This is a genomic window from Rhodoglobus aureus (assembly GCF_039527955.1).
Lineage (GTDB): Bacteria > Actinomycetota > Actinomycetes > Actinomycetales > Microbacteriaceae > Rhodoglobus > Rhodoglobus aureus.
The window spans coordinates 1-22,206 of sequence record NZ_BAAAKW010000016.1; the positions used below are offsets into that span (position 1 = coordinate 1).

At 58.8% G+C, this 22,206-nt stretch carries 23 protein-coding genes and 1 tRNA gene; 17 read left to right on the top strand and 7 right to left on the bottom strand.

What is annotated here, in order from left to right:
• On the top strand, nt 1-735 hold a 735-nt coding region (locus ABD112_RS02820), incomplete at its 5' end, for a transposase (protein ID WP_343922991.1).
• 200 nt (nt 736-935) lie between these two features.
• Here ABD112_RS02820 and ABD112_RS02825 read toward each other — a convergent pair.
• Together ABD112_RS02825 and ABD112_RS02830 are read right to left on the bottom strand one after the other, a co-directional pair.
• Complete coding sequence (locus tag ABD112_RS02825; protein WP_425563791.1) at nt 936-2,153, bottom strand: integrase core domain-containing protein; 1,218 nt, start codon at nt 2,151-2,153, stop codon at nt 936-938.
• Between the two features lie 250 nt (nt 2,154-2,403).
• A tRNA-Leu gene (locus tag ABD112_RS02830) sits at nt 2,404-2,487 on the bottom strand.
• A gap of 152 nt (nt 2,488-2,639) precedes the next feature.
• Between ABD112_RS02830 and ABD112_RS02835 the strand changes: the two genes are divergently transcribed.
• A complete protein-coding gene (locus tag ABD112_RS02835; RefSeq protein ID WP_343922993.1) occupies nt 2,640-3,971 on the top strand; it encodes a M20/M25/M40 family metallo-hydrolase in 1,332 nt (443 codons plus the stop codon).
• A 24-nt stretch (nt 3,972-3,995) separates the two neighbouring features.
• Nucleotides 3,996-4,847, top strand: a complete 852-nt coding sequence (locus ABD112_RS02840; RefSeq protein ID WP_343922995.1) for an undecaprenyl-diphosphate phosphatase — start codon at nt 3,996-3,998, stop codon at nt 4,845-4,847.
• Between the two features lie 21 nt (nt 4,848-4,868).
• Here ABD112_RS02840 and ABD112_RS02845 read toward each other — a convergent pair whose 3' ends face one another.
• Nucleotides 4,869-5,804, bottom strand: coding sequence for a proteasome assembly chaperone family protein (locus ABD112_RS02845; protein ID WP_343922997.1), 936 nt, complete (start codon nt 5,802-5,804; stop codon nt 4,869-4,871).
• Between the two features lie 65 nt (nt 5,805-5,869).
• Here ABD112_RS02845 and ABD112_RS02850 point away from each other — a divergent pair, with 65 nt between their 5' ends.
• The 11 genes from ABD112_RS02850 (at nt 5,870) to ABD112_RS02900 (ending at nt 17,169) form a co-directional block, all read left to right on the top strand.
• Nucleotides 5,870-6,541 carry an HAD family hydrolase gene (locus ABD112_RS02850; RefSeq protein WP_343922999.1) on the top strand — a complete coding sequence of 224 codons (672 nt, stop codon included), beginning with the start codon at nt 5,870-5,872 and terminating at the stop codon, nt 6,539-6,541.
• Nucleotides 6,538-7,524, top strand: a complete 987-nt coding sequence (locus ABD112_RS02855; RefSeq protein ID WP_343923001.1) for a tRNA (adenine-N1)-methyltransferase — start codon at nt 6,538-6,540, stop codon at nt 7,522-7,524. The genes ABD112_RS02850 and ABD112_RS02855 overlap by 4 nt, the downstream gene beginning before the upstream one ends.
• Before the next feature lie 10 nt (nt 7,525-7,534).
• Nucleotides 7,535-8,536: an FKBP-type peptidyl-prolyl cis-trans isomerase gene (locus ABD112_RS02860; RefSeq protein WP_343923003.1), complete on the top strand. Its 1,002-nt coding sequence runs from the start codon at nt 7,535-7,537 to the stop codon at nt 8,534-8,536.
• Between the two features lie 48 nt (nt 8,537-8,584).
• Complete coding sequence (locus ABD112_RS02865) at nt 8,585-9,568, top strand: helix-turn-helix transcriptional regulator (RefSeq protein ID WP_343923005.1); 984 nt, start codon at nt 8,585-8,587, stop codon at nt 9,566-9,568.
• Nucleotides 9,561-10,547 carry a helix-turn-helix transcriptional regulator gene (locus ABD112_RS02870; RefSeq protein WP_343923007.1) on the top strand — a complete coding sequence of 329 codons (987 nt, stop codon included), beginning with the start codon at nt 9,561-9,563 and terminating at the stop codon, nt 10,545-10,547. The genes ABD112_RS02865 and ABD112_RS02870 overlap by 8 nt, the downstream gene beginning before the upstream one ends.
• Nucleotides 10,548-10,551: 4 nt before the next feature.
• Nucleotides 10,552-10,899, top strand: coding sequence for a hypothetical protein (locus ABD112_RS02875; RefSeq protein ID WP_343923009.1), 348 nt, complete (start codon nt 10,552-10,554; stop codon nt 10,897-10,899).
• A 461-nt stretch (nt 10,900-11,360) separates the two neighbouring features.
• Nucleotides 11,361-11,579, top strand: a complete 219-nt coding sequence (gene tatA / locus ABD112_RS02880) for a Sec-independent protein translocase subunit TatA (RefSeq protein WP_343923011.1) — start codon at nt 11,361-11,363, stop codon at nt 11,577-11,579.
• A 47-nt stretch (nt 11,580-11,626) separates the two neighbouring features.
• Nucleotides 11,627-12,385, top strand: coding sequence for a twin-arginine translocase subunit TatC (gene tatC, locus ABD112_RS02885; protein ID WP_343923186.1), 759 nt, complete (start codon nt 11,627-11,629; stop codon nt 12,383-12,385).
• A 55-nt stretch (nt 12,386-12,440) separates the two neighbouring features.
• Entirely contained in the window at nt 12,441-14,873 is a 2,433-nt protein-coding gene (locus ABD112_RS02890; RefSeq protein WP_343923013.1) for a DEAD/DEAH box helicase, read from the top strand.
• Between the two features lie 12 nt (nt 14,874-14,885).
• Nucleotides 14,886-16,451, top strand: a complete 1,566-nt coding sequence (gene lnt, locus ABD112_RS02895) for an apolipoprotein N-acyltransferase (RefSeq protein ID WP_343923187.1) — start codon at nt 14,886-14,888, stop codon at nt 16,449-16,451.
• Nucleotides 16,444-17,169, top strand: a complete 726-nt coding sequence (locus ABD112_RS02900; protein ID WP_343923014.1) for a polyprenol monophosphomannose synthase — start codon at nt 16,444-16,446, stop codon at nt 17,167-17,169. The genes lnt and ABD112_RS02900 overlap by 8 nt, the downstream gene beginning before the upstream one ends.
• Here the strand turns inward: ABD112_RS02900 and ABD112_RS02905 are convergent.
• The 4 genes from ABD112_RS02905 to ABD112_RS02920 all read right to left on the bottom strand — a co-directional run bounded on the left by ABD112_RS02905 (nt 17,166) and on the right by ABD112_RS02920 (nt 19,906).
• Nucleotides 17,166-17,531: an RNA polymerase-binding protein RbpA gene (locus tag ABD112_RS02905; RefSeq protein WP_010202408.1), complete on the bottom strand. Its 366-nt coding sequence runs from the start codon at nt 17,529-17,531 to the stop codon at nt 17,166-17,168. The genes ABD112_RS02900 and ABD112_RS02905 overlap by 4 nt on opposite strands.
• Before the next feature lie 143 nt (nt 17,532-17,674).
• A complete protein-coding gene (locus ABD112_RS02910; protein ID WP_343923016.1) occupies nt 17,675-18,457 on the bottom strand; it encodes a glycerophosphodiester phosphodiesterase family protein in 783 nt (260 codons plus the stop codon).
• Nucleotides 18,432-19,346, bottom strand: a complete 915-nt coding sequence (locus tag ABD112_RS02915) for an SPFH domain-containing protein (RefSeq protein ID WP_343923018.1) — start codon at nt 19,344-19,346, stop codon at nt 18,432-18,434. Before ABD112_RS02915 ends, ABD112_RS02910 begins: the two co-directional genes overlap by 26 nt.
• The gene (locus tag ABD112_RS02920) at nt 19,343-19,906 is read right to left on the bottom strand and encodes an NfeD family protein (RefSeq protein ID WP_343923020.1); all 564 of its coding nucleotides are present in this window, start codon (nt 19,904-19,906) and stop codon (nt 19,343-19,345) included. Before ABD112_RS02920 ends, ABD112_RS02915 begins: the two co-directional genes overlap by 4 nt.
• Before the next feature lie 101 nt (nt 19,907-20,007).
• On the opposite strand from ABD112_RS02920, the gene ABD112_RS02925 reads away from it, so the two are divergent.
• The 3 genes from ABD112_RS02925 to ABD112_RS02935 are packed head-to-tail and all read left to right on the top strand — an operon-like array spanning nt 20,008 to nt 21,732.
• Entirely contained in the window at nt 20,008-20,784 is a 777-nt protein-coding gene (locus tag ABD112_RS02925; protein ID WP_343923021.1) for an SDR family oxidoreductase, read from the top strand.
• 10 nt (nt 20,785-20,794) lie between these two features.
• The gene (locus ABD112_RS02930) at nt 20,795-21,250 is read left to right on the top strand and encodes an NUDIX hydrolase (protein WP_343923023.1); all 456 of its coding nucleotides are present in this window, start codon (nt 20,795-20,797) and stop codon (nt 21,248-21,250) included.
• A complete protein-coding gene (locus ABD112_RS02935; protein WP_343923024.1) occupies nt 21,247-21,732 on the top strand; it encodes a heme-degrading domain-containing protein in 486 nt (161 codons plus the stop codon). The genes ABD112_RS02930 and ABD112_RS02935 overlap by 4 nt, the downstream gene beginning before the upstream one ends.
• The last annotated feature ends 474 nt before the right edge of the window (nt 21,733-22,206 follow it).

Below are 22,206 nucleotides of genomic sequence, written 5' to 3' on the forward strand. Positions count from 1 at the left end.
CAGTGGTGCGCTAGGGAATCGACGGCAGCGTGGACGGCACTACTGGAACGCCTCCCCGCCCCTACGGTCGTGGTCTGTGATGGTGGTGCCGGGATCGCCTCTGCGGTGCACCGTGTCTGGCCAGAAACGAAAACGCAACGGTGTTTGTTTCACGTGCAGATGAACATCCGCCGTCATCTCACTTTGAATCCCCGCACCGATGCCGGCCGCCGCCTGCTGACGTTATCCCGAGAGCTGTCCGCCGTGCGGGACGAGGACGCGGTGATCGCGTGGCGGCTGAAGCTCGAGGCCTGGTGGCAAGCCCACGGACACCTCACGAAGGAACGCAGCTCCGACGGTCACCGGTACTGGTTCACCCACGACCGGCTCCGCAAAGCCTGGCAACTACTGGCCAAACTCAGCCGAGACGGCACCCTATTCACCTACGTTACCCATGGCAACGCCCGCACCACCAGCCCACTCGAGGGCGGCATCAATAACGGCATCCGCACCGTGCTGCGCAACCACCGCGGCATGAACGAGGCCCACATGAAACGTGCCGCGGAATGGTTCCTCACCCTGCACGAAATACCACTGGAACGCGCCCACGAACTCACCCCAGGCCCCACCCCAGCCCCGACACCCGAAGACCAGAAAACTGACGCTGAGGAAGAAGCCGAGCCGAGCTACTACGACACCAACACAACAGCCGAAGAAGGCCTCTGGGCCAGATCAGGATGGGCCGGCCGGGCATGACACGCCCAAAGCCATCCACACGTTTTGGCCTATAAGCCGCAATTTGACCCAAAACTTTATGAAGTGTGGGCAAAATGTGGGCAAAATGTGGGCAAAAGAAAACAGTGTGATGTATCAGGACATGTGATGTCTCAAGACATCGGTGACAGTTCTGCCTCAGGACATAGGTAACACTTTATGTCTCAGGACATCGGTAACACTCAGCGAGTTTTGCGTGGCCTGCGGGGTCCGTGGGGTCGGCCGCTGCCGACGTATTTGGTTCCGGGCGCCGGCCAGGGGTGCTCGATGAGCAGGGTGCCTTGGTCGTCGAAGACCATCAGCGAAGCGCCTGTCTCGACGAGGTAGGCGAGGGTGCCGAACAGGGTGCGGCTGACTTGGAAGCGGATCCCGCGAATGAAGACGGTCCCGTTGTCTCGAATGCGGGTCAGCCGAACACCGTCAGGCAGGATCGCAGCGGGCCTCGGTGTCGGGCGGGGCGGTTCGACTTTCGGTGTTGCCTCCCAAGCCTGCTGGGGTGTGATCCGACCGGGCAGCCCTTGGTGCGGGCGGTCGTTGTTATAGATCTCATCGAAGCGATCAACCTGCTCCTGCAACTCCTCGAGACTCGCGGCGAGGGGCTGTTTGTCGAGGAAGCGGAACAGGGTTTGGTGGAAGCGTTCGTTCTTGCCCTGCGTGGTCGGTTTATAGGGTTTGCCGGTGATCGGCTCGACCCCAAGCGAGGTGACATAGGCCACCAGCTGACCCAGCACACCGCGACGCGACGGGTTCAACGCCGCCCCGTTATCGCTCAGCAATCGCTGGGGAACACCGTGCGCGGTGATGCCTTTCGTCACGACGGCGATGGCGCCTGCCGAGGTTTCACCCCACGCAATATGGGAGGCGATAGCGAGGCGGGAGTGGTCATCGATGAGTTGGAAGATCACACATTTGCGGCCCCCGGTGAGAACATATTCAGTGCCATCGAGCTGCCAGCATGCATTCGGCGCTGGATAAACAAACCGGCGGTAGGAGGCTCGCGGTTTCTTCCTCGGCTCCAACCGGGCAACCCCCGCGTCGCGGAAGATCCGTGCCAACGACGAGACCGCCGGCACCGGCTCCATCCGCAGAAAGCGCATCTTTTCGTGAACACTGATCGGGCCATGATCCAAACCCGACTGCTCAAGAGCGGCACGAACGCCGACCGCTTGCGCCTTCACCTCATCCGAGATCCGGTTCGGGCTCGCCGTCGGCCGACGGGTGCGGGGCTCAAGCGCTGCAGCCTGGCCCTCCAACCGTGCTCGTTTCCGGATCGCATAAAACGTCTTCCGCGCGATCTCGTGCTCAAGACAGAACGTCGTCACCGACCCCCGCGGCGCATCATCAGGCCATCGGGCGATTGCAAGACGGACACGAGGATCAACAGGTTCAACAGGGCTCATCCCTCAAACATCGATCAGAAGTGTCACCACCAAGACCGCCAGAACTGTCACCGAACTATTGGGGCAGAACTGTTACCTATGTCCTGAGACATCACATGATGTATCAGGACATGCCTGACAAATCTGCATCAGGACATCTCTGACAGTTCGTGCATCAGGACATCTCTGACACTTAGAGGGTTCTGGGTTGTCGTCCTCGGGGNACAATGTCGCGAGACATATGCGAACTATGTCCCGCGACATCACACAGTGCGCGAAGGGGGACTTGAACCCCCACGCCCTTTCGGGCACTAGCACCTCAAGCTAGCGCGTCTACCAATTCCGCCATCCGCGCGCATCAGCGGCGCTACAAGAGCACCGCCGAGATAAGAGAATAGCACCATTTCTGAGCACGAAATGACGCATCCGACCGACAGCACTGCCTGCAGCTCATCGGCTAAACCGTGGCATGCAGATATTTCCCGGTCAGACGGCTAGCGTGTCCTTATGACTTCTGAGCCCTCTCTCGAGCGCACCGCTCGCATCGCGCAAGATCTCATCCGCCTCGACACCTCGAACTACGGTGAGGGCAACTCCAACGGCGAAACTGAGGCCGCTGAATACTTGGGCGCGCTCCTTGAAGAGATGGGCCTCACCACCCAATATTTTGATGCCGCCACTGGCCGCACCACAGTTGTTGCCCATGTAGAAGGCAGCTACGACACCGAGTCATCGGCACCCCACGCGAAAGAACGTCCAGCGCTGATCCTGCACGGGCACACCGACGTTGTGCCCGCGGACCCCAAGAACTGGTCAGTAGATCCGTTCGGGGGAGAGATTCGCGATGGCCTGCTGTGGGGCCGTGGCGCCGTCGACATGAAGAACATGGATGCCATGATCATCACCGCCCTCGGTGACATTTTGGGAGCAGGAAAGCGCCCAGCGCGCGACCTGATCATCGCCTACTTCTCCGACGAAGAGAATGGTGGCGAATTTGGTTCGCACTTCATGGTTGACCACCACTCCGATGTCTTCGCTGGTGCCACCGAAGCCATCAGTGAAGTCGGCGGATATTCGGTAGACCTCCAAGGCCAGCGCGCCTACCTACTTCAGACCGGCGAGAAAGCTCTCGTCTGGATCAAGCTCACCGCATGCGGCATGGCCGCACACGGCTCGCGAGTGATCAGCAGCAACGCCGTCACTAAACTCGCCGAAGCTGTAGCAACCTTGGGCCGCCAAGACTGGCCAGTACGGCTCACCGACACAACCACGTTGCTCATCTCCGAGCTGTCACGCATCCTCAAGATTGATCCAGAAGAGGTTGGGCCAGACGAGCTCATCCTCGCCACCGGAACCGCGTCTGGGTTCTTGCAAGCCACCTTGCGCACAACAAGCAATCCGACGCTGCTAAAGGCCGGCTACAAGCACAACGTGATCCCCGACATCGCTGAGGCGCTCGTCGACATCCGCACCCTTCCCGGTGAAGAGGATGAGGTTCTCGCCCAGGTGCGTGCGCTCCTGCCCGATGAGATCGAGATCGAGGTCATGCACCGGGATATCGGCCTCGAGACCAGTTTTGACGGGCCACTTGTCGACGCGATGATCGGCAGCCTCAACGTGTTCGATCCCGGAGCACCTGTGTTGCCGTACCTGATGTCTGGCGGCACCGACAACAAAGCTCTCAAACGACTCGACATCACCGGCTATGGCTTCGCGCCCCTGCAGTTGCCTCCTGAGATCGACTTTCCCGGCATGTTCCACGGCGTTGATGAACGTGTGCCGCTAGACGCACTAGTCTTTGGCAGGCAGGTCTTGGGAGACCTGCTTCTCAAGTACTAATTCTCAGCTGACCAGGAGCGCTCCATGGGGTATATCGAGGCCATTATTTTGGGGCTTGTTCAAGGCCTCACCGAGTTTCTACCAATCTCCTCAAGCGCCCATCTGCGCATCATGGGCGAGTTTTTGCCCTCGGCCAGTGACCCAGGGGCTACATTCACGGCAATCACCCAGTTGGGTACCGAGCTTGCCGTCATCCTTTACTTTCGCAGGGATATCGCGCGCATCCTGAGCCGCTGGTTCCAGCAGTTTCGCAAGCCAGCCGGTTCACACCATGAGGTATTCGACAAGAATCATCCGGATGTTCGGCTCGGCTGGCTCGTCATCATCGGCACCATCCCGATCGTGCTCGTCGGCTACTTCGCGCAGGAGTACATCCGTTCCACATTCCGTTCGCTGTGGTTGGTTGCGACCGTACTGATCGTGTTCGGCATTATTTTAGGAATTGCCGACTACCTCGGCAAGCGCATACGCGCTCTCGACGAGATGAAGTACAGTCACGGCATCACGATCGGACTCGCGCAAGTGCTGGCGCTTGTCCCCGGCGTTTCGCGTTCAGGCTCCACGATGACGGCCGGCCTCGCGCTCGGCTATACCCGCCCTGCAGCAGCGCGCTTCGGCTTCTTGCTCGCCATCCCCGCAGTCTTCGGAAGCGGGCTCTACGAGCTCGTCCACAGCTTCGGCGAGACGGATCGGGTGTTCACTTACGCCGAAACCGCGGTCGCGACAGTGATCGCGTTCGTTGTTGGCTACGCGGTGATCGCGGCGCTCATGCGCTACATCGAGAAGCGCTCGTTCTTGCCATTCGTGATTTACCGCGTAGCGCTAGGCGTGACGCTGTTCGTGCTGCTGTCGCTCAACGTGATTCAGCCGGTCTAGCAGTCCGCAAAAAATGCGTGGCTAGTCTTTGCCCCGCCAGGGCTCATCGCCTGCAGAACCCTGATCTGGCTTGTCGTCGCCACGACGAAGGTACTTCTCGAATTCCTGAGCAATAGCCTCACCGCTGGCTTCAGGGGAGTCGACGGTGTCTCGTGCCCGTTCCAGCTGTTCGATGTACGACGACATGTCGTCGTCTTCCCCAGCGAGCGCGTCGATACCGGTTTCCCAATCGGTGGCCTCGCTCACGAGGTCGCCACGGGGAATCACGACATCCACAATTTCTTCAAGCTTGTCGATGATCGCCAGGGTCGCCTTGGGCGATGGCGCGTTGTGCACGTAGTGAGGAACGGATGCCCAGATCGACATTGTCGTGATTCCGGCTGCCTCGGCAGCTTGACCCAAAACCGAGAGGATGCCTACGGGGCCCTCGTAGTTGCTGCGCTCAATATCGAGAGCAGTACGCACTCCGGGGTTTTCGCTTGACGTAAAGACCGAGATCGGTCGAGTGTGCGGAACATCGGCGAGCATTGCGCCGAGAAAGACGATCGATGTGATGCCGTTGTCAACAATGGTCTCGAGGATGTCCCGCGTGAACGCTTTCCACGACCGAGAAGGCTCGGTGCCCAATAGCAGGTAGATGTTCGACTGGTTGTTAGCGCTCAGTTGCAACTCTGCGTCAGCAGCAATGCTTTCGGGGCGCGCACCATTGGGGCGCGATGGACCGTAAATAGTCACCGATGGCCAGGTCAGTGAGCGATTGCCGTCGTCATCGTGAGCCACGAGGGGCCGGTTGAACTGGTAGTCGAAATAGTCTTCGGGGTCGACTTCGGCGATGGGGTAGACGTCTAGCTGTTCCTTGAGGGATCTGACGGCGCCACTGGCCGCCTCTCCGGCGTCATTCCACCCCTCGAAGGCGACGACCAAGAGTCGTCCGTTCGCGAATGGGGTGTTAGTCACTGGTCTCCTTTTGGTCGAGTGCCACGAATGTCACTTACTCAAGGATAGAACTACGATGGTGCGTTGTGACTCACTCCACTCCGGCTGCCGTCCTCTGGGACATGGACGGCACCCTCATAAACTCTGAACCGTACTGGATTTCTGCCGAGGTCGACCTCGTTGAGTCGTTCGGTGGTGAATGGACCCATGATGACGCCATGGCTGTTGTCGGCAGTGGTTTATTCAATTCGGCACGCGCCATGCAGGCTAAGGGCGTTCAGCTGGATGAACAGACCATCGTTGATCGCCTTACAGATCGCGTGATGACCCAACTGCGGGAGTCGGGAATCCCTTGGCGTCCGGGTGCCCGCGAGCTGCTGCTTGAACTACGCAAAGCAAGCATCCCTACTGCGTTGGTCACGATGTCGATTAGTCGCATGGCGCATCATGTCGTCGACAACCTTGGCTTCTCTGGCTTCGATGCGGTGATATCGGGAGACGACGTTGAGAACCCGAAGCCGCATCCGCAGCCGTACCGTGTGGGAGCCGCTGCCCTCGGCGTAGACATTGCCCACTGTGTCGCCATTGAGGATTCCCCTCCCGGTGCGACCTCAGCCTTCAGCGCAGGAGCGACCGTGGTGGGTGTTCCCTTCATGGTCGAGATCCCCGAAGATCAGACTCACGCTCTCTGGCCAACCCTCGACGGGCGTACCTTAGAACATCTTTCAGAACTTCATGCAAAGGTAAGCACTCGATGAGCGACGTATTTCGACGACAGAGCGGTGAATTCCGCGTCGGTGACCGAGTTCAACTCACCGGGCCAAAAGGCCGACTAAACACCGTAACGCTTGAGCCCGGGGGAGCATTCCACACGCACCGCGGCGTGCTGAGCCACGACGTGATCATCGGTGTTCCGGATGCCAGTGTTGTTACCTGTTCGAACGGCATCGAATATTTGGCGATGCGCCCGCTGCTCACCGACTTCGTCATGTCGATGCCACGCGGTGCCGCAATCATCTACCCGAAGGATGCAGCACAGATTATCGGTCTGGCCGATATTTTTCCGGGCGCCCACGTGGTCGAGGCTGGTGTCGGTTCGGGTGCGCTGTCGCTCTGGCTATTGCGCGCTATCGGATCCAGCGGCCAGTTGAGTTCGTTCGAGCGTCGCGAAGAGTTCTCTGAGATTGCCCAGTCAAACGTTGAGGCGTTCCTCGGTGCGAAGCCAGAAAACTGGTCGGTTACTGTCGGCGATCTGCAGGAGCAGCTGCCGGCATCCGTCGAGCCTGGTTCTGTCGATCGTGTGGTGCTTGACATGCTTGCGCCGTGGGAGTGCATCGAGGAGTGTGCGACTGCGCTGACCCCCGGTGGTGTTTTGCTCTGCTATATCGCCACTGTGACTCAGTTGTCGCGTGTTGCCGAGGCTATCCGTGCTACCGGACTCTTCACCGAGCCTGATTCCAGCGAGACGATCGTTCGCGGCTGGCACGTCGAGGGACTCGCTGTGCGGCCCGACCACCGCATGGTCGCCCACACCGGCTTCTTGATGACTGCGCGTCGACTGGCACCCGGTTCGGTACTTCCAGAGCTCAAGCGTCGCGCATCCAAAACAGACTTCAGTGACGAGGATGTCGAGATCTGGACGCCGGGAGCGCTCGGAGAACGAAATGCGAGCTCAAAGCGCCTGCGAAAGACTGCACGTGAAGCGAAGGCGGCGGCAGAGGCCGCGTCTTCAGACCGGTAGAGTGTTGGCGATGTCTGTGTTGAAGAAAAGAGTGTTTGTGCGCAAGCTTGCAGTAGTGGCCCTGAGCGCCGGAGTCGTTTTTTCGGTGTCCGGTTGCACCAATTTTCCCTTCGACCTAGCGGCGTGTTCGCCTCTCTACACTTCGGGCAGCAACTCTGCTCTCGTGAGCGCCGATGGTGAGCTCAGTGCTGACCCTGAGGCACAGTTCCCGACACCCCTCATTGCAGACGGCGTTGAGAGCGAAGTAGTCACTGTTGGCGATGGTGAGCAGCTCGGCAACGGCGACGTTGCCTCGCTGCAGATCACGATCTACAACGGAGAAACCGGCGAGCAACTGATCTCTACCGGGCACGACAACGCCGGATTGCGCGTTCCGGTAACTGAACGCGCTCCCCACTTCGGTGAGATCGCTCAGTGCTCCACTGTGGGATCGCGCATCGTGACAGTCGGAACAGCCGGCGACATCTTGGGCACCGAGAACATCGCCCAGAACCAACTTCCGCTGACCGACAACGACACAATTGTCATGGTCAGCGATGTTGAGAGCCGTTACCCGGGCAAGGCGGATGGCGCCAATCAGGTTCCGCCCGCTGGGCTTCCAGCTATTGTGCTGGCCCCGAACGGTCAGCCAGGTTTCACTTTCCCCGGCCCTGATGCTCCCACCGAACTCAAGATTGCAACGCTCAAGGCCGGCTCTGGCCGAACTGTGGCCGAAGGCGATCTTGCCGTCATGCACGCGAGCGGCATCGAGTGGAACGCCGATAAGACCTTCATGAACAGCTGGGAAGATTCTGGGGTTCCTGGAAACTATCTTGTCGAGAGCAGCGAAACTTCTGAGCGTGGGCTTCCGCCCGGGCTTGCCGAAGCTCTCATCGGGCAGACCGTTGGTTCGCAGGTTCTCGTCGTACTTCCCCCTTCTGTGGGATTCGCTCAAGGAACTGAACCCGATGGCGTGACCAGCGGATCAACGCTGGTGTTCGTCTTCGACATTCTTGGAATCCAAGAGCAGTAATCGTTCAACTACGACACGGCCGGGTGTCAGAGACATAGGATTTGACTCGTGCCAGTACCCAAAGTTCCGAATGAGGAACGACTGTTTAGCTTGGTATTAGCCTTGCTGTCGTCTGAGGCGGGGCTAACGAAGAGCGAAATATTGTCGACCGTTCAGGGATACCGTCAACGCTTCGTACACTCCGGCGATAACTCCAATCTCGAGCGCCAGTTCGAGCGCGATAAAGATGATGTTCGCGAACTTGGGGTGCCGTTGGAGACGATTGAGTCTCCTGAGCAGGCCGGCAACAATCACAACTTGCGCTACCGCATCCCGCGCGTCGACTACGAACTTCCCGACGACATCAGCTTTTCTGCTGAAGAGTCGACGCTGCTCGGTCTCGCTGCGATGGTGTGGCGCGAGGGTTCGCTGTCTGAAGAGTCTCGACGCGCAATGGTCAAGCTGCGTTCGCTTGGCATTGCTACTGCCGAGCCCGTGCTCAGTTACGCACCGCAGTTGCGGGTGCGCGAGCAGTCATTTGAGCCGTTGCGCTCAGCGCTCGACAAGCGGGTACTGGTGACGTTCGAGTACCTCAAGCCGGGGGAGCAGACCTCGACCCAGCGCACTGTTGCTCCTCTCGCCCTTGTGCAGCATCAGGGCCGGTGGCACCTCTACGCAAACGATCCCGCGACGGATCGCTTTAAGACTTTCCTGCTCCGCCGCATCGTGAGCACAGTACGGGCGAGCAAAAAGCTTTTCGAGGATTCGACGGTGGATGCCGCGGCACGCGCCCTGGCCGAGTTGGAAGCCGTGTGGCAATCCAATGTCGCTGTAGTGCGCGTCGAGGCGGGCACCGACGCAGCAACCCGTTTGAGTAAACGTCGCGGCGCAACAGCAAGTCCGACTACCGATCTTGAACTTCACTTCACTGACCTCAACATCTTTGCTGATGAGCTGGCAAGTTTTGGGCCTGAGGTGCTTGTGGTTTCCCCGCCGGCGCTGCGTGTTGCGGTCGTTGAACGCCTGACCAGAACGGCGGCAGACCATGGCTAAGAAAGTTCAACCGCTGCGCGCCCAAGACAAGCTGGTCTATTTGCTCGCGCTTGTTCCGTATTTGATGGATCAGGACCGTGTGAGCGTCGCGGAGGCAGCCGCGCACTTTGGCGTTCCCGAGCAGCAGATTCGGGATGCCGTGCGTCTGATTGCGGTGTCGGGAATTCCTGGCGAGACGGCCACCTATCAAGACAGTGACCTGTTCGACATCGCTTGGGATGACTTCGAAGAGAACGACCAGATCGTGCTTACCCACATGGTGGCAATCGACGATTCACCGCGGTTCTCTGCTCGTGAAGCATCCGCTCTGATCGCAGGCCTTCAGTACCTTTCGGGACTGCCCGAGCACGCTGATCGCGCCGCGATTGCGACGCTGATGTCGAAACTCTCACGTGGGGCATCCGCTCAACCGACGGCTATGGGCATTGAGTCGAGCGATCTCGATGAAACTCTTGCCCTGATTCGCGAGTCGGTAGCCGCTGGCACCCAAATTGCGTTCGATTACCGCAATTCACGCGGAGAGTCGGAGCGACGTCGCATCGATCCATTGCGCGTTGAGTCAGTGGATTCCGATTGGTATGTTCGCGGCTGGTGTCACTCTCGTGAAGACGTGCGTACGTTCCGCCTTGACCGCATCTCGAACCCCACTATGACGTCGGAACCGATCACGCATACGGCAGCCGATGTGAGCCTTCCAGAGACGCTGTTTGATGCGTCGCCCGAAGATTTCGAGGTCACTATCGATGTTGTTGAGAGTGCGATCCCGTTGTTGGGCGACTATGTGGCTGAGAATGCTCGATTGGTTGCGACGGGGGATCGCGTGCGCACGACGGTCCGCGTTCCGCACTTCCATGGCCTCAAGCGTCTTGTAGCAGGACTCCCAGGTGTCGTCATGGTAATCGCACCCGCCGAAGCTCGCGAAGCGGTGTCACGGTGGGCTAGCGCTGGCGCTGACCGTTACACGGAATTACCAAGGTGATGCTGTGATCGAGTGGTGGGGATGGCTTCTTATCTGGGTGGGCCTCGTGCTCGCGCTATTGGTGGTGCTTGCATTTCTTGCTTACAGGCTCTTTCGCAAGGCGATTTCCCTTATGCACGAGTTGTCTGCCGTGGTTGACAAGACGTCAGTGCTGGATGCGGACACTGCTGAGCTCTCTCAGCCGCAGATTGCTGTTCTTGCCGAAATGAGTGATATCCGTGCGCGACATGAGTCTCAACGGCGTCGGCGCCTCGACTTGAAGCTTGCGCGTCACGAGCGCCGTATTGAGCGTGCTAAACGGATCACCAAGCGCGATGCAAGCACGGCACAGTGGCCAGAGAGTTGGTCGTAGGTGGGGTGGCTTATCGCGGCAGCCCTGCTGCTTCTCGCGCTGCTCTGGACAGCGACGCGGTTGCGACGGCGCTCTATCCGCACCTTATTGCTCGCGACTGGAGTCCAAACTTCAGGGACGAGCAGCCTCCACCGTAGGGGCCCTCGCACCCCGCGCATCGCGGTGCGTTACACAGACAATTCCGGCACCGAGCGAGTGGTGGTGAAGGCCCTGGTAAGTGCAGGGGATGCCGAGTTACTCAAGAAGCCCGCTGTTGTGCTCTACCATCCGAAGCGTGCTAGCCGTTCTGACTACGTGCTGGTCGGATTCGGACAACAACCGCGTACGTGGTTTCCTGTTGAGTTCGCACCAAGCACGAAAGCAGACCCAGTCCGCGAGTAATCCGGCCAGCCTTAGCGCCTCGGCGAAGCGCTGAGTATGATGGCTACACATAGTCTTCGACAGTCAAAGGATGTACCCACATGCTCGGCAATCTCTCCGGGGCACACCTGATCATCATTCTGGTGGTCATACTGCTGTTGTTCGGCGCACCCAAACTTCCTGGGCTCGCTCGCAGTATCGGTCAATCGATGCGAATTTTCCGCAGCGAAGTCAAGACTATGAAAGACGAGAACGACGGCGACGACAAGAGTTCGTCATCGTCCGCTGACTCCAACGACTCCACGCCTCCGAAGCCTTAGCTTTTATGGCGCGTACCAGTAGGTGGCGCAATAAGAGCGACGAACGGATGTCGCTCGGAGCCCACCTGATAGAGCTGCGTAAGCGGTTGACGATTTCAGCGATCGCCATCATCGCGACCGCCATTGGTTCCATTTTCATCGTGGAGTTCGTGATTGATGCCCTTCGCGCTCCGATCACGAACATTGCAGACGCGACCGGGCGGGGTGCGGCTCTCAACTACGACGCGGTGACTCAAGCGTTTGATATCCACTTCCAGATCATTCTCACCGTCGGAATTGTGGCGGCTAGTCCGGTCTGGCTCTACCAAGTGTGGGCGTTCTTGGTTCCTGGCTTGGTGCGCAAAGAGAAGCAGTATGCGATCGGGTTCCTGTCGGCCGCAATCCCGCTGTTCTTGGCGGGGTGTGCCGCTGGCTGGCTCATAATGCCGAACATCGTGACGCTGATGCTCAGTTTCGCCGGCGATCAGGATCTTTCCAATCTGAATGCCAAATACTACTATGATTTTATCGTCAAGTTGATGCTAGCGATCGGGATCGCATTCGTGCTGCCGGTCTTCATCGTCTTGTTGAACTTCGTCGGCGTTCTTTCGGCAAGCGCGATTCTCAAGGGCTGGCGCGTAGCGATTTTGGCAATCTGTCTGTTCACGGCGATGGCCACGCCCGCCGCAGATGTCATCTCGATGTTCCTGCTCGCGATCCCGATGGTGATCCTCTACTTCTCGGCCGCTCTTATTGCCTGGCTTCATGATCGACGAGCCGCTAAGCGCGCGGCGAAGTTCGATGCTGAGCTGGGCGCCGACGCCTAGGCTGCAACCGAGCATGCTGCACTCGTCTTTGCTGCCACCGTTTAGGCTGTAGTCAATGACTGATCTGTCTCCCGCCAAACGTTTCGCTGCGGCGAAGAAGCGTCGCGGTTACCCCGTGCTTGAAGCTTTTCGCGCCAGCCAGCGTTTTGACCTTGACGAGTTCCAGGTCTCGGCATGCCAAGTGGTTGAAGACGACAAGAGTGTTTTGGTCGCAGCCCCGACCGGTGCAGGCAAGACGATCATCGCCGAATTTGCGATCTATCGGGCGATGCAGCTCGACGGCCCGAAGGTCTTTTACACCGCGCCAATGAAGGCACTCAGTAACCAGAAGTTCCAAGAACTCGTCACTGAGTACGGCGCCGAGAACGTGGGCCTCCTGACGGGAGATACCAACGTCAATGCAAGCGCTCGGATCGTCGTCATGACGACCGAAGTGCTGCGAAACATGCTTTACGCCAAGTCTGACTTGCTGCGCAATCTCAGTACCGTGGTGATGGATGAAGTTCACTTCTTGGGCGATCGCTTCCGCGGTGCCGTCTGGGAAGAGGTAATCATCCACCTTCCTGAAGATGTTCATATGGTCTCGCTGAGCGCGACAGTATCGAATGCTGAGGAGTTCGGCGACTGGCTGCAGGCTGTTCGCGGCGATACAGAAGTTATCGTCTCAGAAGAGCGTCCTGTGCCTCTAGAACAGCATGTTCTGGTCAGCAGCAAGCTTGTGGATCTCTTCGACTCCTCCGGGCTCGCCGCAACTCATCGGGTCAACCCCGAGCTCGTGCAAATGGCTCGCTTTGGTGGTCGCAGCCAGAGCGTACGCAATCGCAAGAACAGCGGGCGTTACGAATCACGTGGCGGTCGACCTGCGCGTACCAAAATGGACCGCGCGGATGTCGTCGCGATGCTCTCATCCAAAAACCTCGTGCCCGCAATTTTCTTCATTTTCAGTCGCATGGGCTGCGATCAGGCAGTGAACCAGGTTCTTCGTGCTGGGGTTCGCCTGACGACGGTGCAGGAGCGTGACGAGATTCGCGAAATCGTGGAGGCTCGTTGCCGCACGCTGCTCGACGAAGATCTAGCCGTACTTGGTTATTGGGAGTGGCTGAATGCACTCGAGCGCGGTGTTGCGGCCCATCACGCCGGCATGCTTCCCGCTTTCAAAGAGGTCGTTGAGGAGCTTTTCCAAAAGAAGCTCGTGAAGGCCGTGTTCGCAACAGAGACGCTTGCTCTTGGCATCAATATGCCAGCTCGCACGGTTGTTCTTGAGAAGCTTGAGAAATTCAACGGTGAAGCTCGCGTTCCGATTACTCCGGGGGAGTACACCCAGCTCACCGGCCGTGCGGGCCGTCGCGGTATCGATATCGAGGGCCATTCGGTCATCCAGTGGGTTGACGGGCTAGACCCGCAAGCCGTCGCCTCTCTCGCGTCTCGCCGCACCTATCCGCTCAATTCAAGCTTCAAACCGACCTACAATATGGCGGTGAACCTGATCGAGCTCTTTGGTCGGGAGCACACACGCGAAATCTTGGAGTCAAGTTTCGCGCAGTTCCAAGCAGACCGCGCGGTGGTCGACTTGGCGCGCAAAGTTCGGTCTCAAAAGAACTCGCTTGAGGGCTATGAGAAGTCAATGCAGTGCCATCTGGGCGACTTTGCTGAGTACTCGCGCATCCGTCGTGAGCTGAACGACCTAGAGCGCAAGACCTCGCCAAAGAACGATCCGAACCAGCGGGCCGATCGGGAGAGACGCCAGCGCAAGCTCGCCAGTCTCCGCAGTCAGATGCGCAAACACGATTGCCATGCGTGCCCCGAGCGTGAGTCTCATGCACGCTGGGCCGAGCGGTGGTGGCGTCTTAAGCGCGAGACAGATCAGCTGACCCGTCAGATTCAGAACCGCACGGGTGCCGTAGCGAAGATTTTCGATCGGGTTACCGATGTTCTTACTCAGCTCAACTACATCGAGCCGGGTGCCAACGGTGAGATGACGATCAACGAGCATGGCCGAATTCTTCGTCGCATTTATGGTGAGCGTGACTTGCTCGTTGCCGAGTGTCTTCGTCACGGTTTTTGGAAAGATTTGGATGCCGCGTCGATGGCGGCAATGGCGACCACCCTTGTCTATGAACCCCGCCGTGATGAGGGCGACCTCAGCGACCGCTATCTTCCCCGCGGCCCGTTCCGCGAAGCCTTCGACAAGACGTCAACTCTGTGGGCACAGCTCGACGATCTTGAACGCGATAACCGCCTCCCGGGCAGCCAACCCCTCGCCACCGGGCTCTCACTCGCGATGTACCGCTGGGCAAACGGCGCGAACCTCGACTCAGTGCTTGACCTCGCCGACATGGCTGCTGGCGACTTTGTGCGCTCAACGAAGCAGGCAATAGACCTTCTCGACCAGCTCTCGGTCGTGGCCGATGGTGATGTGGGTCGCACGGCTCGCAAGGCTCTCGACGGTATCCGACGGGGAATCGTCGCATACAGTTCTGTCGCTTAGGCTCAACGAGTGATGCCCCACAAACCCGTTGCTGTGTTGCCCCTCTGGGCTGCAGTAGTTACTGCACTCGCCTCGGGGCCTGTACTGGATGCTGGATTCCCTGACAAGAACATCTGGCCGATGACCTTCGTCGGCATTGCTCTCGTGCTAGTTGCTGCGCGGGGCAGAAGCGTCGGCGGCTCTCTGCTGGTCGGCTTTCTCGCCGGCGCGGCATTCTATTTCACGCATATTCAGTGGGCCTCGCTCTTTCTGGGGCCAGTTCCCATGTCAGCTCTCTCAATTCTTGAGGCGATGTTCTTCGCTGTCGGCACGCTGGCGATCACTCTGGCCTATCGATGGTTACCGCGCGCGTTCGGAGCGGGGTGGGGTTCCACGATGGGGCTCGCGTTTGTTGTCGCCGGATTGTGGACTGCTCGGGAGGCCTGGGCAAGTGTGTGGCCGTATGGCGGATTCGCCTGGGGTCGCGTCGCGCTGTCGCAGTCAGAGAGTCCACTTGCAGAGCTTTTCGCCTGGCTCGGCATCTCCGGAGTCAGTTTTGTCATGGTTCTCGTTGTCGCGCTCCTCTTGGCAGCAGTGGAGTATTCCTGGGCGCACTATCGTGAGCTTCCCCTCGACGAGCGGTCGCAGCACGTCTCCCGGGCCTTGCGCACGGCATTTGTGCCGGTCGCAATCTTGACGCTCCTCATCAATGCTCCGGCGTGGACTGTGGTGACTGACGGCTCGCTTCGGGTTGGCGCCGTGCAAGGCAACGGCAAAGCCGCATATTTCGATAAGCGTGATCGCGGCGATCTTCTGACTGCACAGCTCGAGGCGACTGAACCCCTTTATGGCGAGGATTTGGATCTCGTTGTCTGGCCAGAGGGCGGCACCGATGTCTCACCGCTGAGCAACAGTTACGCCGCCTCCGCCTTCGACTACGTAACTGAACAAGCCGGAGCGCCGCTCATCTCCGGCGACATTACTGAACGTGACGGCAAGCTCTATAACAGCCAATTGCTGTGGATGGAGGGAGACGGAGTAGTAGATATATACGACAAGCGTCACCCTGTTCCGTTTGGCGAATATGTTCCCAATCGCGAGTTCTGGGCACAGTTCGCACCAGACCTCATCGGTCTAATCGGCCGCGAGTACACCCCAGGAACGACTGACATGGTCTTCGACGTCAATGGCGTCACGGTTGGCGTGAACATTTGCTTCGACATCGTCGATGACCAGATTCTGACCGAGTCGATCGAGCAGGGCGCGCAAGTGATTATCGCGTCATCGAACAACGCTGATTTCGGTCGCACCGATGAGAGCGCCCAGCAGTTAGCCACGGCGCGAATCCGTGCCCTCGAGCTCGGCCGCAGCGTTGTCAACATTTCTACTGTCGGTCTGAGCGCCATCATCGCGCCCGACGGAACGACGATCACTGAGCTGCCCTGGTACACCGCGGCGGCGATGATTGAGGATGTTCCGTTGAGTAGCACCATCACACCTGCGGTGGTATGGGGTCGCGAGCTTGAATGGCTCGTGTCTGCTATCGGACTCGGCGCGCTCATCGTCGCAGTACTCGCGGCTCGGAGAAAAAATGTCTAACGTCATCGTGGTCGTCCCCACCTACAACGAGATCGAGAACGTTTCGTCAATCGTCGGCAAGCTGAGGCAGGCCGTGCCGCGTGCGCACGTGTTGGTCGTCGACGACTCAAGCCCAGACGGCACAGGGGGGCGGGCAGATGAACTCGCATCCGCTGATCCAGGTGTATCCGTTTTGCACCGGGCGAAGAAGGAGGGGCTAGGTAAGGCCTATCTTGCCGGCTTTGCTCACGCACTTGACCATGGTTATGACTACATTGTTGAGATCGATGCGGATGGCTCACACGACCCAACAGAGCTGCCGGCAATGATCAAGCTCGCCAAGGCCGGAAATGATCTCGTCATTGGGTCCCGCTGGGTAGATGGCGGGTCTGTAAAGAATTGGCCATGGTTTCGACATAGCGTTTCGCGCGCCGGCAATGCCTACGCGCGTATGGTGCTCGGCTCACACATTCAAGACCTCACGGCCGGCTATCGGGTATTCCGTGCGAGCGCGCTAAAGGAGCTTGGTCTCGAAGGAGTCTCGTCGCAGGGTTACTGCTTCCAAGTGGAGCTGGCCTGGAACTTGGAACGTGCGGGCTACCGAGTGGTAGAGCATCCGATCACATTCGTCGAGCGTTCAACTGGCCGGTCAAAAATGCATGCAGGAATTGTTGCAGAGGCACTGCTCAGGGTCACCGGCTGGGGGCTATCGGCGACCCTGAGATCAGTACGTCGTTAGGCGCCGATTTTCTGCTGACCGCGACGGGCCCGCAGGAAATCGAGACGTTCCTGAAGAAGTTCTTCCAATTCGGGACGCGTGCGACGCTCAAGGAGCATGTCCCAATGACTACGGGGAGTTTTGACGTCCACGAGATCGAGTTCGACGAGTTCGCCGTCGCTATCGAGGAGCGTTCCCTCCTGACCAGTCTTGGCATCGTGCCACTGCTGGGGCACCTCGGCGTCTGACGAAAACATCACTTCGAACGTGTTGCCGTCTGCTGCCCTATATGTGCTCTTTTTCCGCGGGGAAAACTCGACACCCTCTTCGCTCTGTAGGCTCTGGGTTCCAAGTCGCATGCCGCGCAAGCTGCGATCTGCCATCGTGTGGCCTCCTTCAATTCGCGGTTTCTACAAGTAATAGACCCTCTTGCTGAACGAATGCTTCCAAGCGCGCAGTGTTCACAGCGAGTTGTCAGTCTTTAACAACGATTTCGCTGCTGAGACGTGGATTATGCACTGCCTGGTTAGGCGCGCGAGTCCACGACTTCGAGGGCTAGATCTGCTCGATCGGTGACGATTCCATCGACTCCCAAATCAAACAAGTGACGCATTCGCTGCGGTTCATTGATCGTCCACACATGTATCTCTAGTCCGAGAGCGTGCACACGTTGAATCATCCGCTGAGTGGTCACCCGCAACCCTAGCGCCTTCTCGGGCACTTGGATGGCGACGAGGCCGCTGAGCGCGCGGCGCGTTGCCGGCGAAATGCCTGTCTTGGCGCTGAGCAGCGCAACTAAAAAACGTCGGGCGGATGCCGAACTCGCCACCCCTGGCAAGTGTGCAACGGTCGCAGCCCGACGTTTCTCATCAAATGAGGTCACCAGTACGCGATCTGTTGCCGAAAGATCTCGGATGGCACGAACGGTGGGCAACACGGCGCCTCGAGATTTCACGTCGATGTTGAATCGTGTCTCGGGGAATGCGTCGAGGGCTTCGGAGAGTGAGCAGAACCCTTGACCATCGCCGAGGTCAATTCTTCGCAGCTCGGCCATGGTGAGTTGCTCCACTTTGAGATCGCGGCCGGCGACGCGAGTGAGGCTGGGGTCGTGGGCGACGACGGCCACACCATCGAGACTCGCGTGCACATCCGTCTCGATGTATTGAGCGCCGGTTGCTACTGCCTTGGCAAAAGCGAGCATCGTATTTTCGGGTACGTCGACCGCAAGCCCCCGGTGCGCGAGCACGCGGGGGCTTGCGGGGGAGAGGTACGACGAGTTGTCGCTAGCGCGCGACTGGTCCTTTGCCACTAAAGAATCCCTCACCAATGCCCTTGAGTGCTTCCGTCAGTTCAGACGGGATGATCCACATCTTGTTGGAATCACCGTTTGCAAGTTTAGGCAGCGTTTGCAGGTACTCATACGCAAGCAGCTTCGGGTCAGCGTCTCCTTCGTGAATGGCGGCGAAGACGGTCCTGATCGCTGCGGCTTCACCGTCTGCACGCAGCACAGCAGCCTTTGCTTGACCTTCAGCTTCGAGGATCGAGGCCTGACGTGAACCTTCGGCTTCGAGAATCGCGGCCTGTTTGGTTCCCTCAGCAGTAAGAATCTGTGCGCGGCGGTCACGCTCGGCACGCATCTGCTTCTCCATCGAGTCTTGGATCGAGAGGGGCGGGTCAATCGCTTTGAGCTCAACCCGACCTACGCGGATGCCCCACTTGCCGGTCGCTTCATCGAGTACGACACGAAGTTGCGTGTTGATGTTGTCGCGGCTCGTGAGTGCCTGTTCGAGGTTGAGGCCACCAACCACGTTACGAAGTGTGGTGGTGGTGAGTTGTTCGACAGCTCCCAAGTAGTTGCCGATCTCGTAGGTCGCGGCGCGAGCATCCGTCACCTGGAAGAAAACAACAGTGTCGATAGAGACGACAAGGTTATCTTCGGTAATAACCGGCTGCGGAGGGAACGAAACGACTTGTTCGCGCAGATCGATGAGCGGCAGCATCCGGTCGATGAATGGCACCAAGATGTTGAGTCCTGGCAGCAATGTCTTGCGGTACTTGCCGAGGCGCTCAACAACTCCTGCGCGAGCTTGCGGAACAATGCGAATCGCGCGGAACAGCGTCGCGATCACAAATATGGCGAGAACTACGAGGAGTATCACCACGAAGATTTGGCCTATGAAACCAGCGGGATCAATCACTTTTCTTCCTTTCTCGGCGATTTTCTGGTCGCTCGAGGTTTAGCGGTGCGGGGTTCGGATGCGGGAGGCGTGGGGTCCTTGGGCGGCACGGCAGCAGCAGGTTCGGGAATAACCACGGCGATCGCGCCTTCTATCGCGGCAACAGCCACGCGTTTGCCGACCGGGATCGCGGATGCGGCCGAGAGGTCGTCGATGCGAGCGGTCCAAGTCTCACCGTTGTCGAGCTTGACCTCGCCAACGCCGTTTACGAATGCACCGGTAACGCGTCCGCCGAGTTCGTAAAGCGCGTCGACGTTGCTCTTAGCCGGATCTGAGCCCTTTTCGAGGTTCATCAGCAGCACAGGTCGGATCGTGAAGATGAGCAGACCCGAGAGGGTAGCGGCGAGAGCGATCTGAAGCCACCAAGGCCAACCAAGCAGGTTGGCGCCGAGGCCGCCGAGGAGCGTTCCGGCAGCGATCATGAGGAAGGTGAACTCAAGAGTGAGCACTTCGATCACAATGAAAAGCACGACAAGGGCAAGCCACAGGATCCACAAGTATTCGGTTAGATCAATGAGCATTGTGCTGCGCCCTTCATCGTTGCGCTGATCGACAAATCTTCATTCCCGACGCTAGCACTTAGATCACTGCACGGCTCGGCTTCGACCGCTAAAGTCGTAGGGTGAATAGCGATAATTCGAATCCTCTGGCAGCCCACTCGCTCGACGGCGCACGCGCGCTCATTACCGGCTCGTCGCGAGGGATTGGTGCCGACACGGCCGCCTACTTCGCGCAGGCCGGCGCACGCGTTGCGATCAACTACCGCAACAAAGAGGCTCGCGCCCTCAAGTTGGTGGCTCAGCTCAATGAGACTGATGGGTCGGCGATCGCTATTGGCGCAGACCTCACCGACCCCGAGACAGTTTCGGCCCTGTTCGACACGGTGAAGGCCGAGTTCGGTGGCCTTGAAATTTTGGTGCTCAACGCATCCGGTGGCATGGAAGGTGGCATGGCCGAGGACTACGCCATGCAGCTCAACCGTGACGCACAGGTCAATTTCTTGAAGGCGATGTTGCCGCTGCTTCACGAGGGTTCGCGAGTTGTGTTTGTGACGAGCCACCAGGCGCACTTCATCCGCACCGTTGAGACGATGCCCGAGTATGTGCCCGTTGCTCTCAGCAAGCGCGCCGGTGAGGATGCTCTGCGCGAGTTGATCCCGGAGCTTGAGGCAAAGGGCATCAGCTTTGTTGTTGTTTCGGGCGACATGATCGAGGGCACCATTACCGCGACGCTGCTGCAGCGCGCTAACCCTGGCGCGATCGAGGCTCGCAAGGAGGCTGCTGGCCGCCTGTACAACGTGAGCGAGTTTGCTGCCGAGGTAGCTTCGGCGGCTGTCGAGCCGATTCCAGAGAACAACACGCGCTACGTTGGCGACGTCTCAGACTTCCTCAACAAGTAGCGAGTTGCGCATGCCGGTGAACCGGGCGACCAGTCGCGTGCTGCTGTTTGATCGCGATCAACGTTTCTTGCTCTTCCTCACGAAGGCGCCAGACACGAGCGGTGTCGCGCGCTGGCTGACGCCCGGCGGCGGCGTGGATCCGGGGGAGTCGCACTACGAAGCCGCTGTGCGCGAGCTCCAGGAGGAAACCGGGCTCGTGCTAACGGAGCTCGGCGAACCGGTGTGGACTCACGACTTTGCGGTCGAGTGGGATGCTGCCGACCATGACACCGGTCACGCGGTGTTCTATTCGGCCTCGACGGATGCGTTTGAGCCGTCTGATGCAATGTGGACCGATGATGAACGTGTGGATGTTCTCGAGCACCGCTGGTGGACGCTCGATGACCTTGCAGCCACACAGGATTGTTTTGAGCCCACTGAGCTTGTCAGCGTGATTCGTACACAGCTTCAGGAGATCAACAGATGACCCGACCACTACCTCACTATTCAGCGGCCGAAGTTGAGTATCTGAATGCGGTCGAGTTTGAGAGCATGACCAATGACGACGCCGTGACACTCGGGCTGATTGCGGTCCAGGTTATTCAGGCGTGGGATCTCAATCTGGCCGTCGAGATCGTCTTGCGCGATGACGTGGTGTTCAAAGCAAAGCTGAAATCAACGAATGCCGACAACGACCCTTGGCTTGCCGGCAAAGCCGCTACAGCGACACGATTCGGAGAGCCATCTCTTCTGGTGAAACTACGCCACCTTGAGGCCGGTACGCCCTTCGAAGAGAGAACAGACATCGACCATGACAGGTTCAAAGCTCATGGTGGATCCATTCCGCTAAGGGTCTACGGAGTTGTTGTTGGCACGCTCACCATGTCGGGGGAGCCGGACGCTCTCGATCACGAAGCCGCCGCAGAGGCCATGGCACGATTCATCAGCAGTCGGAAGTCACGATCCTAGGGAACGAATTACTTGAGACCTTATCAAGTTAAAGGTGTAGTCTGTTGTTGCCAGCGAAATCTGACAGTTCAACGGCTGTAAACATATGATTTGACGCGGAAATTATCAGGGGAGCGCCGCCGAAACTTCCGTTATGTCAGCTACACCGGAATTAGCCGAGATCGACGCCGCATTGGCGACCAGTAGCAACATCGGTGGATCCATCTCATCGTGACGAACTCGACATCGAGCCCGACGTCGCCTACTCGATTACCGTCTCGGCGGACGGCAACCCATTGTGGGCAGTGAGCGTTCCGTCAATAAAATGATTCTGGACCGAATCAAGCCCCCTCTCTAGCGGTAATTGAACATCCGATAATGCACATTATGTCAGTTAGCCTGAACGCGGGCTCCCCGACGACGGCACACTGGTCCGACCGGCCTCTCCCCCGAGACGCCAGGTCGGAAACGAGAAACCCGCATCGCGATGCGCCT